The organism is Azospirillum agricola, assembly GCF_017876095.1.
Taxonomy (GTDB): domain Bacteria; phylum Pseudomonadota; class Alphaproteobacteria; order Azospirillales; family Azospirillaceae; genus Azospirillum; species Azospirillum agricola.
The window spans coordinates 227,388-239,091 of record NZ_JAGINM010000011.1 but is presented as its reverse complement, the minus strand read 5'-3'; the positions used below and the strand labels follow the sequence as shown (position 1 = coordinate 239,091).

10 protein-coding genes are annotated in these 11,704 nt (G+C 74.2%); all 10 read right to left on the bottom strand.

The window, feature by feature from the left end; genetic code table 11:
- Positions 1-137: 137 nt before the first annotated feature.
- Entirely contained in the window at positions 138-1,367 is a 1,230-nt protein-coding gene (locus J2847_RS18335) for a BON domain-containing protein (protein WP_209780316.1), read from the bottom strand.
- Positions 1,368-1,636: 269 nt separating this feature from the next.
- Positions 1,637-2,032, bottom strand: coding sequence for a response regulator (locus J2847_RS18330; RefSeq protein WP_209780315.1), 396 nt, complete (start codon positions 2,030-2,032; stop codon positions 1,637-1,639).
- A gap of 36 nt (positions 2,033-2,068) precedes the next feature.
- A complete protein-coding gene (locus J2847_RS18325; RefSeq protein ID WP_209780314.1) occupies positions 2,069-2,407 on the bottom strand; it encodes an STAS domain-containing protein in 339 nt (112 codons plus the stop codon).
- 56 nt (positions 2,408-2,463) lie between these two features.
- A complete protein-coding gene (locus tag J2847_RS18320; protein ID WP_209780313.1) occupies positions 2,464-4,614 on the bottom strand; it encodes a PP2C family protein-serine/threonine phosphatase in 2,151 nt (716 codons plus the stop codon).
- Positions 4,615-4,626: 12 nt separating this feature from the next.
- The gene (locus tag J2847_RS18315) at positions 4,627-6,069 is read right to left on the bottom strand and encodes a HAMP domain-containing protein (protein WP_209780312.1); all 1,443 of its coding nucleotides are present in this window, start codon (positions 6,067-6,069) and stop codon (positions 4,627-4,629) included.
- Positions 6,066-6,842: a hypothetical protein gene (locus tag J2847_RS18310; RefSeq protein WP_209780311.1), complete on the bottom strand. Its 777-nt coding sequence runs from the start codon at positions 6,840-6,842 to the stop codon at positions 6,066-6,068. The genes J2847_RS18315 and J2847_RS18310 overlap by 4 nt, the downstream gene beginning before the upstream one ends.
- A gap of 161 nt (positions 6,843-7,003) precedes the next feature.
- The gene (locus tag J2847_RS18305) at positions 7,004-7,786 is read right to left on the bottom strand and encodes a GNAT family N-acetyltransferase (protein ID WP_209780310.1); all 783 of its coding nucleotides are present in this window, start codon (positions 7,784-7,786) and stop codon (positions 7,004-7,006) included.
- The gene (locus J2847_RS18300) at positions 7,783-8,835 is read right to left on the bottom strand and encodes an ABC transporter substrate-binding protein (RefSeq protein WP_209780309.1); all 1,053 of its coding nucleotides are present in this window, start codon (positions 8,833-8,835) and stop codon (positions 7,783-7,785) included. Before J2847_RS18300 ends, J2847_RS18305 begins: the two co-directional genes overlap by 4 nt.
- 3 nt (positions 8,836-8,838) lie before the next feature.
- The gene (locus J2847_RS18295; protein WP_209780308.1) at positions 8,839-10,923 is read right to left on the bottom strand and encodes an MFS transporter; all 2,085 of its coding nucleotides are present in this window, start codon (positions 10,921-10,923) and stop codon (positions 8,839-8,841) included.
- Entirely contained in the window at positions 10,920-11,672 is a 753-nt protein-coding gene (locus J2847_RS18290) for a hypothetical protein (RefSeq protein WP_209780307.1), read from the bottom strand. Before J2847_RS18290 ends, J2847_RS18295 begins: the two co-directional genes overlap by 4 nt.
- Positions 11,673-11,704: the final 32 nt, after the last annotated feature.

Here is an 11,704-nt window from a genome sequence, read left to right as displayed (position 1 = left end):
TTTCGTAGGCACATGATATGCCCACGAAACATTCTCCAGCAAAAAAGCCCCCTCCCGGATGGAAGGGGGCTTTCCGTGTCGCCCGGCCTCATTCCGAACGACCCTCATTCCGGACGGCCGTCGGGCCGGGCGGCGCCTCAGGTCCGGCGGATGCCCGCGGCGGTTCCGGCGGCGGTCCCAGACGTCGTTCCAGCCGCCGTTCCGGACGTGGTCGTACCGACGCTGCCGGTTGCGCTGCCGCTGGTGCCCGTCATGGCGCCGCCGGTCCCGGTCCCAGTCCCGGTTCCGACCCCGGCCATCGCCGAGGCGCCCGCCCCGGTGCTGCTGCCCATGCCGGTCCCGGTCTGCTGGCGGACCCGCAGGTTGTTCTGGACATGGGTCACGCCCGACACCGCCTCGGCGATGTCCTCGGCCCGGCGCTTGGCCGAGCGGTGGGTCACGGTGCCGGTCAGCGTCACCTCGCCCTTGCTCACCGACACGTCGATCTCGGACGCGTCGACGTAGGGGTCGTCGGTCAGGCGGTCGTTGACGTCCTCGCGCACCCGGTCGTCGGAGCGGCTGTAGCCGCGCGGGCCACGGCCACGGTTCTGGGCGGCGCGCATCTCGTCCTGGTGGCGGCGGCGCTCGGCGTCGTCATCGCCGAACCAGGAGGCGATCTCGTCGCCGGCCTGCTCCCAGAAGCCGCGCTCATCCACCCGGCCGCGGCGGGCGTCGTAATGGCCCCAGTCGCGATGGCTCATGTCGCGATTGCCCATGTCGCGGCCGCGCCAGTCCGCGGAGCCGCCATAGCCCCGCTCGCCATAGCCGGCGCCATAGTTGCGGCCGGCGTCACCGCCATACTCGCGGCGCTGGTCGCGCCCGTAATCCCGCCCGTAATCCCGCTGGGCCTGCTGGCTGCCGTAGTAATTGCGGCCGAGATCGCGCTCGCCATAGCCGGCGCCGTAGCCCCGGCTGTAATCGGCATCGTTCCAGTCGCCGCGCTCGTCGCGCCCGGTGCCGCCATGGCCGCCACCGCCGTAGCCGCCATAGCCGCTGGATCCCGACCGGCCGCCATAGCCGCCGCCATACCCCCCGTAGCCGGAGCGGCTTTCGTCACGGCCGCCGCCGAAGGTCCGGCCATAGACCCGCTCCGACTCGCGGGCGGTGTCGCGGCCTTGGGTGTCGCGGCCGAAGCCGCCCGATTCGTTGCCGGTGTAGCCGCGATAGACCTCGCGGCCGCCCTGCCAGTCGGGACGTCCACCGGCCGAGCGCTCGCCGTACCCATGATCGTCGCGGTCGCCGCCGTAACGGCGGCCCTCGCCCCGCCAGCGATCCTCGTCCCGCCAGTCGCGGCCCTCGTCCCTCCAACGGTTTTCGTACTGCGCCATGGTGGTCGGCTCCCTTGATCGATTTTGGGGCGGCGACACCGACGCGCCGCCGCTGGTTCCCGATCAACAGGGCCCGCCAGACCGCGTTCCCGATTTTCCCAAGGCCGCCGCCGACGGCCTCCAAGCATCGGACACACATCTTCCGCACATGGCACGAGATTTGCCAGGAAGGACGCGGTTGGTTCCACGCATCACTTGAGGCTCCGGCGTTCGCGCGCCGGAGCCTTTCTTTTCGACAGCCCTTTTCTTGGGCAAAAAGGCGGCGCCGCTCAATTCGGCGGCATTCTTCCCAACAGACGCTCCACCGCCGCCTCCAGTTCCTCGTTGCGGAACGGCTTGTAGAGGATGGCGTCGGCGGCGAACATCTCGGTCATCTTCAGGAGGAAGCCGGCCGGCAGACCCGGCGCCCCGCCGGACATCGCCAGGATCTTGGCCTCGGGCCGGCTGGCGCGCACCGCCTTGATCAGCTCGATCCCGTCCATCTCCGGCATCAGCACGTCGGTGACGATCAGGTCGAAGCCGCGGCGGTCGAGCGCGCGGACGGCGCCCCGGCCGTTCTCGGCCTCGGTCACCGAAAAGCCGCGGGATTCCAGAAAGGCGACCACCGACAGGCGGATGGCGGCGGTGTCCTCGACCACCAGGATGCTCGGACGGCGAGCCGCCATGCGCGTTCCTCCCCTGGAGTGGTGCCCCGTGTCCGGTCAGGCCCCGCCGAGCGCCGCGACCGCCGCCCCGGCGTCGCCGTGAATCTCGAACAGGGAGGAGAAGCCGCTGAGGTCGAACACCTCGCGGATGTGCGGGGCCATCGCCGACAGGGCGATGCGGCCGCCGCTGGGGCGCGCCTTCTTGGCGGCGATCAGCAGCGAGCGCAGGCCGGCCGAGCTGATGTAGGAGAGCTTCGCCATGTCCACGACCAGCCGGCTGGACTCGCCGACCGCCTTGACGAGATGGCCTTCGAACTCGGCGGCGTTGCCGCTGTCGATGCGCCCTTCGGTCCGCAGTACGGTGACGCCGTTGACGGCTTCCTCGGTGATGTTCATCCCTGCCCTCATGGAACACGTTGCGGCGACGTGTATAGCATGGGTGGGGAGGAAGACTAAACCGCCGCCTCGACCATGCCCGGAGCGGCGTCCATGGAGGCGGCAGCCGCCGAGGCGCCGTCCGGGGCCGCCCCGCGCCAGCGCAGGACCAGGCAGGTGATGTCGTCGGACTGCGGCGCCCCGGCGGTGAAGCCGGCGACGTCGGCCAGCACCCCGTCCAGCCCGCCGCGCGCCGTCGCCGACGCCTGCCGCCCCACCGCCTCGACCAGCCGGGCGTCACCGTACATCGCCTCGCTGTCGTTGAACGCCTCGGTCACGCCGTCGGTGAACAGCACCACCATGTCGCCGGCCTCCAGCGCCAGCGAGCGCTCGGCGTAGGGCATGTCGGGCATCGCCGCCAGCGCCATGCCGGGAACCCGCTCCAGCTCGCGCACCGACCCGTCGCGGGCGATGCGCAGCGGCGGGTTGTGGCCGCCGTTGGAGAAGGCCAGCACGCCGGTGCGCAGGTCCAGCTCGCCGTAGAAGACGGTGACGAACATCATCTGCTCGTTCTCGGCCGCCAGCAGGTTGTTGACCCGCCGCATCGTCTCGGCCGGGCCGACGCCGGATTCGGCGATGGCGCGCAGCATGGTGCGGGTGATCAGCATGAAGAAGGCGGCCGGAATGCCCTTGCCCGACACATCGGCGATGACGAACGCGACCTTGGTCTCCGAAATCGGGAAGAAGTCGTAGAAATCGCCGCCCACCTCCTTGGCCGGGATCATGCGCGCGGCGATGTCCAGCTCGGCCAGATCGGGGAAGACCTGGGGCAGGATGGTCAGCTGCATGGTGCGGGCGATCTCCAGCTCCTGCTGGAGGCTGATCAGCCGGCGCTTGTCGGCCAGCGCGTCGCGCAGGTCGCGCACCATCTGGGTCAGCTGCACCTGCTGGGTGCTGACCCGAGTCGCCAGCCGCGAGAAGCCCAGCGCCAGCAGCCCCAGCTCGTCGCCGACGCCCTTCGACTGGGCGGACTGGGCGTCGTGGGTCTCCGCCTCGATCTGGCGCAGCTCGTCGAGCAGGCTCTGCCGCGCCTCCTCCTCCAGCGTGACGGCCAGCGCCTCCATCTGGCGGCGGATGAAGCGCTGCTGGCGGCGCAGGCGGCGCTCGCGCTGGCCGGCGCTGCGCTCGATGTCGCGCATGACGCCGCGGAAGACCTCCACCGCCCCGGCGATGCGGCCGATCTCGTCGTTGCCGGCGGGAAGCTCGACATAGCCCATGGCGCGCCCGCGCGCGAGATCCTGCAAGGCGCCGACCGCGCTGTCGAGCACGGCGAAGCTGCGCCGCAGATAGCCGTAGAGCAGCCCCAGCGCGCCCAGCAGCACCAGCCCGACCGCCGCGATGTAGGCGACCGACCACAGGGTCCGCTCCTCCACCGCCTGGGTGACGTCGCTGGCGATCAGCACGGTGGCGACCCGCCCGCCGGCCAGATCGGCGACCGGCAGGCTGGCCAGCGCGTAGCGGCGGCCGGACGCCGTGAACTCGGCGATTCCGCGCTCCGCCGGCCGGACCAGCGGCGCCACCGCCGGCCACAGCGGATCCTGGATGTCGTTGGCGGCCCCGTCCAACGGCGCGCCGTCGCGCCCCACCGCGAAGACCCGGCCGCCGACGCTCTGCCGCAGCGCCTCCAGCGCCGCCGGGAAGCCGAGCCCGGCGACGGCCGCCCCGGCGACCTCGGCGCCGGCGTAGAGCGGCGCGCCGGTGACCACCAGCAGGCGCTGCCCGTCGACCAGCCGCACGCCGCGCGCCAGCCGCCGGCCCGACAGGATGGGATCGAGAGCGGCACGGCCGAGCAGCGGCGCCGGATCGAGCGACGGGTCGGTGCTGAACAGCAGGTCGCCGTTGCCGGCGATCAGATTGAGATCGGTGATGCCGCCGTCCCCGCCGGCCAGCCCGAGCACGGCGATGCGGATGCCGAGCGCGCCACGGTCGCCGGCCGCCAGCGCCCGGACGATCTCCGGATCGCCGGCCAGCCGCCCCAGGGTCCGGTCGATGCGGCCGGCGGCTCCGGCGACGGCGAGTTGCCACGCGGTGTCGAGACGGGCCAGCTCAAGCTCGCGGGCGCGGTGGTCGGCGGCGTCCTCGCGCAGGCTGGAAAAGCCGGTCAGCAGGCCGGCGACCACCGTCAGCGTGGCGAGGACGAACAGGATGATGCGGGTCTGAAGCTGCATGGAACCGGCCTCTCAGCGCCGCGGGACGACGAAGGAGCGGGCCATCGGCACCGCCAGCAGGGCGGGGACCAGCGCGGAGCCGGCGAGCGCCGCCGCGTCCCAGCCCAGCGCCGCCGACCACAGCAGCGCCGCCGCCACCCCGGTGACGATCGAACGCAGGACGAGCGGCGTGCCCTCCCCCGCCTGACGGCGGGCGTAGGCCAGCGCCAGCCCGGCGGCCAACCCGCCGCAGAGTCCGCCGACAAGTCCGCCGACAAGCCCGCCGGACAGTCCGCCGGACAGGGGGTCCAGCCCGGCCAGGCTCCCGCCGCCCGCCAGCGGCAGGGCGGCAAGGGCCGTCGCGGCCGCCACCGCCAGGGCGGCCAGCCGCCGCCACGCCGCATCGACCCGGAAGGCAAGAGCCGAGCCGAGCAGAACCGGCAGGGCGGCCAGCGGCCCGACTCCACCGGCCAGCGTCAGCAGCGTGGCGGCGGCGGCGGCCAGGGCGGCGAAGGCGCGGGCGTCGACGGCGCGGGCGTCGGCCACCCGGCGCGGGGCCGTCTCCAGCCCCGGCCCGAGGGCGGCCAGCGCGTCCCGCCGCGTGGTTTCGACGGCGCGTGCGACCTCCGGGTCGAAGACGGCGGCGCGCACCTCCTCGGCGTGGGCGGCGAAACGCTGGCGGCGGTCGTGCAGACGGAACACGGCGGCGTTGAAGGCGAACAGCGCGCGGCCGAGCTGGTCGCGCGGGCGCCGGCCGATCAGCGTGCCGAAATCCCCGGCGGCGGCGGCCCGCATCACCCGCGCCAGCCGGTCGAGCGGCGCGCGGACGCTGGCCTGCGCCATCGCCCCGGCGATCTCGGCCAGCAGCAGCAGGATCGCGGCGGCGCCCATTCCGACCACCGCCAGCTCCCCGGCGATCTGCCGCCGCACCTGTTCGGGCTCGACGCCGACCAGCACATGGCCCACCACCGGCGCGGCCGTGCCGGCCGTGCCGGCCGTTGCGGCGGCGCGCAGGGGAAGCCGCACGACCAGCCGGTCGTCGCGGGCGATGGGCTGGATCGCCGCCTCGCGGCTGGCGGGCGGGGCGAGGCCGCGCAGGCTGGCGGCCAGCGCGTCGAAACGCGCCGCGTCCAGCCGGGAGGCGTCCGGCAGCACGGCGTGCAGCCGCCCGCCGTCCGCCCCGGTGACGGCGAGGAAGCCGAGATCCGGGTTGCGCCCGGCGATGCCCTGGAGATAGGCGGCGACGCCCTCCATCCGGTCCAGCGGGATGCCGTGGCCGATGGCGCGTTGCAGATCGTGCTGGACCGCCTCGGCGACGGCGGCGGCCTTGGCGGCGCGCGCCTCGCCCAACTGCTCCTGGGCCAGCAGGGTGCCGAGCAGACCGACCCCGGCCATGGTCAGCAGCGCGGCGAGCAGGACCACGGCGGGCAGGCCGAGCGAGAACAGCCGGTCGCGGCGCGGGGACGAGGCGGTCATGCCAGCTCGTCCAGTCGGGAAACGTCGCGCTCCGCCGCGTCGAGCAGGCCCAGCCGGTGGCGCACCGTGGCGGCGAAGGCCGACAGCGGCAGGCCGAACGGATCGGCGGCGGGCCGGACCGGCGCGCGGGCCGGCGCGGGCCGGGAATCGTCCAGCTCCTCCAGCGCGTCGGCCAAGGCCGACAGGTCGCGGCGCGGCCCGCTGGCGAGGCGCAGCCCGGCCAGCCACGCCAGCAACCCCACCGGCGCGGCGATCAGCAGGGCGCCGATGCCGAGGCCCAGGGCGTAGCGCCGAACCGGCTCCGCCATCGCGCCGGGCGGCAGGCGCAGCAGGATGGTGCCGGCCACGGTGTCGAAGCTGGTGGTGAGGCCGATGCCGTACACCCGTTCCCCCTCATGCGCGGCGGACCAGACGAGGCCGGGCTCGCCTGGCGGAACCGGCACCCGCTCGCCGACCTCCACCGTGCTGGTCGAGAACAGGACCGTTCCGGCCTCGTCGAGCACGGCGACCGAGCGGATGGCGGGCAACGCGGCGCGCGCGGTGCCGAGCTGGTCGTCGACGCGCGGCAGGTCGGCCAGGGGAAGCCCCAGGTTGAGCTGCGTCTCCAGCGCCGCCTTGGCCTCGCTCAGCACGAAATTGACCTGGGAGGCCACCGCCTCGTCGAGCCGGCGGGCCTGTTCGCGCGTCCACACGGTGACGGCCGCCAGCGCGGCGACGAACACCGTCACCGCGAGAAAGGCCCCCAGACGCGCCCCGAAACCGCCCGTTCCCATCCCCGACCTTTCCCCCTCTCCCGCGCCACAGCCTCAGCATTTCCCGGCAACGTCACCCATGCAAGGCCGTGGACGCCCGGCACGGGGCCAGGCATGACGATGCCTGGAAAAAGCACGCGCCCCTTGTCAATTCCGGGTCAATTCCGGGTCAATTTCCGCCCTCAAACCGGAAGGCCGCAGAGCGCGAACCAGCGCCGGTCCGCGCCCTCGCCCGCCGCGACGCGCGCCCACACCCGCCCGCCGCGCTCGAACAGGTCGGGCCGGCCGGCCAGTTCCTCGACCGCGACCAGGGCAGCGCTGCCGGTGTCGAAGACCGGCGTCCGGGCGAGATCGCGGTGCACCAGCAGCCGCACCAGATCGCCGCCCGCCCGGACCAGCCGGCGCGGGTGCAGCCCGTGGCCGGCGAGGTGGCCCCAGCTCCGGTGGTTGCGCGGGCTGACCGTGGTCAGCAGATGACGGCGGCCGAGCGCCTCGGCCACCTCCAGCCGCCAGCCGATCAGCCGGTGGTGCAGGCCGCGCCCGCGCTCGGCCGGATCGACCATGGCCGACGACATATGGGCGACCAGCGCCAGCGCGTCCTCCGGCAGGTCGAGGTCGCGTCCCCGGTTGGGATCCTCCGGCCCCGGCAGGCCGAGCGCGCCGTAGGCGACGAGCCGGTTGCCGTGGAAGATCCCGGCGGTGACGCCCCGCTCGCCCAGATGGTCGGCGACGAAGTTCCCGACCTCGCCGGCCATCCGGTAATGGTCGGGGTCGTCGAGCGTCGCCACCACGCGGACGCGGAAATCGGCCAGCCGGTCGTGGTCGTCGGGGTCCAGAATGCGGACGGTCAGGTCGTCCGGCAGCTCCGCGGCGAGCGCCGGCAGCCGCGCCCCGGCGATGGCGCGGGCGGCGGCGCCCCGCGGCAGCGGGCCGGCGAGGACCATGGCGTGGGTGCTGTGGCTCATGACGGGGTGCCCTCGACGATTTCCGCGAAGTTGAGCAGGCCGACCGGCGGGTAATGCTCCAGCGCGCGGGCGGTCGCCATGTTGATGATGACGGAGAAGCGCTTGAGCGTTTCCACCGGGATGTCCGCCGGGCGGGCTCCGTCCAGCAGGATCTGCGCCGCCTTGAAGGCGGTGAAGCGGCCGATGCCGTAGGCGCTGCTCGCCAGCGCCAGCAGCGCCTTGTCGGTGCGCACGATCAGCTCGGTCGCCGAGAAGGTCGGCAGCCGATGGCGCAGCGCCTCGGCCGCGACGACGCTGCGGTTGTGGAAGGCGATGAAGGTGTCCGGGCCGATGTAGAGCACCTCCGCCCCGCGCGCCGCGAGGCGGGCGATGCAGTCCGGCACGGCGGCGGCCACCGGCTCCCCCCGGTCGTCGAGCGGCACCGGCTCCTCCAGCAGCTCCAGCCCGCGCGGGCCGCACTCGGCGCGCAGCCCCTCCAGCGTCAGGATCGAGTTGCGTTCCCTGGGGTTGTAGGCGACGCCGACCCGCCGGACCGGCCGGTAGGCCAGGATGGTGTTGAGCTGCACCGCGATGGGGGCGATGTGGACGGTCCCCGTCACGTTGCGCCCCGGCCGCGCCAGATCGGGCACGATGCGGGCGTCGATCGGGGCGGCGACGAAGGTGAAGACGACCGGGATGTCGGTGACGTGGAGCTTCGGATCGGCCTCGTCGTAGGGGCCGACCAGCGCGCGGGTCTGCGGCGTGCCCCAGCTGTAGATCAGGTCGGGCCGGGTGTCCTTGATCTCCTCGATGATCGCCGGCAGCTTCGACGCGTCGCCGCCGGTGTTGCGGATGGTGAAGTCCGCCCGCACGCCGCGCCGCGCCAGATAATCCTTGAAGCCGAACTCGTTGTCGCTCTCGCCGCGCCCCAGCACCATGGTGATGCGGAAATTGCGGCCGGGCTCCGCCGCCCGGGAGCGGCCCGGCAGGGCGATGCCCCCGGCGGCGGCCAGCTTCAGCAGCGTGCGGCGGTCCAGGGCGGGACGGCCAGGCATTGGACGAACGGACATCGGTCAGGCCTCCTGCGGGCGGACGGCGGGGCTCGCCGGGCGCGCGGTGCGGAACAGGAACCAGAAGAGCAGCGCGCTCGCCCCGCACAGCAGGCCGATGCCGAGCATCGCCTCGCGGTAGGAGGTGACGACCGCGACCGCCATCGCCGCGACGGGGCCGAGCGCCCCGCCCAGCCGCTCGATCAGCCGGTACCAGCCGATCGCCGAGGTCTCCGGCAGGCCGCCCTCCCGCGCGATCTGCGAAACCAGCGTCAGCTGCGGGGCGCCGACCAGCGCCTGCGACAGGCCGAACAGGGCGATGGCCAGCGGCGGCCCCCACAGGGCGTGGGTCATCAGGATCGGCAGGCAGCTCGCCAGCGTGCCGATGCCGCCGAGCGCGATGAAGCCGCGCCGCGCCTGCCAGCGGTCGGACAGGCTGGCGGCCAGCGGCGAGACCAGGATGAAGGCGACGAAATACATCATCTGCACCCGCCCGACCTCCGCCTTGCTGGCGCCGTCGGCGGTCAGCAGCAGCGGCACGAGGCAGAACAGGAAGGCGGTGGAGGCGATCTTGGTCGGCACGGCGCTGAGCAGCATCAGCGCGGAGAAGCGCGCGTCGCGGAACAGCGGCAAGGCCCCGCCCAGCGCCGGCCGCGCCGCCGGGGGCGCGTCGGCGGCGCGCGTCCGGAGCAGCAGCAGCGACACCCCCAGCCCGGCGGCCAGCGCCAGCGCCGCCCCCAGCAGGAAGGTGGCGCGGAACCCCGCCTGGTCGGCGATGATGCCGCCGCTGACCGGCCCGCAGACCCCGGCGGCCAGCAGCGCGCCGATGAACATCGCCATGCCGCCGGCCCGGTTGCGCGGCGTCGTGTGGTCGACGACGATCCCCTGCGCGGTGATCAGCACCAGCCCGTAGCCGAGCGCGGTCAGGCAGCGCCACAGCATCAGGTCGAACAGCGAGGTGGCGAAGGCGGTCATGGCGAGGCTGAGCGAGCCGAGCAGCGCCCCGGCCATGAAGGCCCGCCCGCGCCCCCAGCGCTCGGAGAAGCGCGCCCCGCCCGGCTGCGACAGCGCCCAGATCAGCATGAACATGGTGATCGGCAGGCTGACCACGACGTCCGGCGTCAGCCAGGGGATCTCGGTCGCGAAGGATTTGGCGTAGGCCGGCAGGAAGGGCCGCGACAGCTCCTCCGACAGGCAGAACAGGAAGACCGGCAGGCGCAGGAAGACGAGGTTGAGCGGCGCCGGCGGCGCCCCGGCCGCATCGCGGAAGCGGAAGCGCCGGCCCAGCGCCGCCAGCCCCTGCTCCGCCCGCCGCACCGCCGCCTCTCCGGGACCGTCGCCGGACCCGAGGCGCCCGCGCAGGTCCGCCACCCGCGCCGACAGCGCCGCGTGGCGGGCGTTCACCCCGTCGAGGCGGGCGCGGATCGCCTCGTCGCCGGCGGCCCCCTCCCCGGCCGGCGGCCCGGCGCGGAAATCGCCCTCCTCCGCCCGGTCGGCCAGCAGCCGCAGCGCCAGGCCCCGGCGCATCGCCAGATTCACGACGAGTTGCAGCACCTCGAAGACCAGCAGCACGGAGACGATGACGACCGACAGCACGTCCAGCATCAGGTCGGTGGACGCCTTGGCGAGGAAGGCGCTGTCGACGCCGACATGCAGCCGCCCCGCCGGGCCGGCCGGGTCGCCGAGCGGCCGGTCGGTGTCGATGAAGCCGCGCGCCAGCCGCCCGTCGGCGCCGCCGCCCAGCCGTTCCGGCGCGACGGCGGCCAGCCCGGCGACGGGCGCCCCGGCCGAGGCGAGAATCCGGCCGGCCGGGTCGGTCAGCGCGACGTAGGCGATGTCCGGGTGGCGCCCGGCCTCGTCGGCGAACAGCCGCTCCAGCCCCGGCATGCGGTGCAGGGGGATGCCGACGCCGAGCCCCCGGTCGATCTGGGTCGCCAGCAGCTCGTTGACCGTCTGCGCCTTGCGCGCCAGCTCGGGCCTGAACAGCGGGTCGAAGCCGCGCAGCGACAGCCAGGACGCCGCCGCGGCCGCCAGCAGCAGGACGCCGACCGTGACGATGGTCAGCCGCAGGACCAGCGCGCCGATCGGGTCGCGGGCCGCCCGGCTCATGGCGTCACCCCGCCGGGGCGGCCTTGGGAGGAAAGGGCGTCGAGATCCCGCTCCAGCGCGTCGAGCGCCGCGTCGGCCTCGCCGGCCGCCCGGTCGATGCGCTGGCGCGCCGCGCCCAGGGGCTCGGCGCCGGCGGCCAGACCGCGACCGCCGCCGCCATGGCGGACCACCAGGAACACGGCGGCCATCGTCACCGCCGCCACGACGGCGAGCAGCAGCGTGGTCCCGGCGGCGAGTTCGGTCTCCACCCGCGCAATGCGGCCGCGCAGGCCCCCGAGCGACGAACGCAGGATCACCGCGCCCACCGGCTGGCCGAAACTGTCGCGCAGCCCGGCCGCCAGGATCAGGGCGTCGCCGGCCACCTGCTGGCGGATGCCGGTGACGGCCGGCGCCGTCGCGGCGTCCCAGCGCACGGGCGAGGGCCGGCCGACGGCGGCGCGGTCGGCGGCGAACAGCACGGTTCCGCGCTCGTCCACCACCTCGACCCCGAGAATCTCCTCGCCCGAGGCCGCGCGCTCGACCAGCGCCTGGACATCCACCAGCTCCGACAGGTCGAGCCCCAGCGTCAGGCCGAACTCGACCCGGCGGCGCAGTTCGTCGGCGACGACCGACAGGCGGGAGCTGGTGACGTCCCGCAATTTCTGTTCGAACTTCAGGCCGGACAGGACGACCGACAGCAGCACGGCCAGCGCCACCGTCGCGGCGACCACCGCGCCGGTGCGCAGGGCGAGCGCGCCGCCGACTCTCACGCCGTCACCGCGCGCGGAGCCGCCGCATCCGG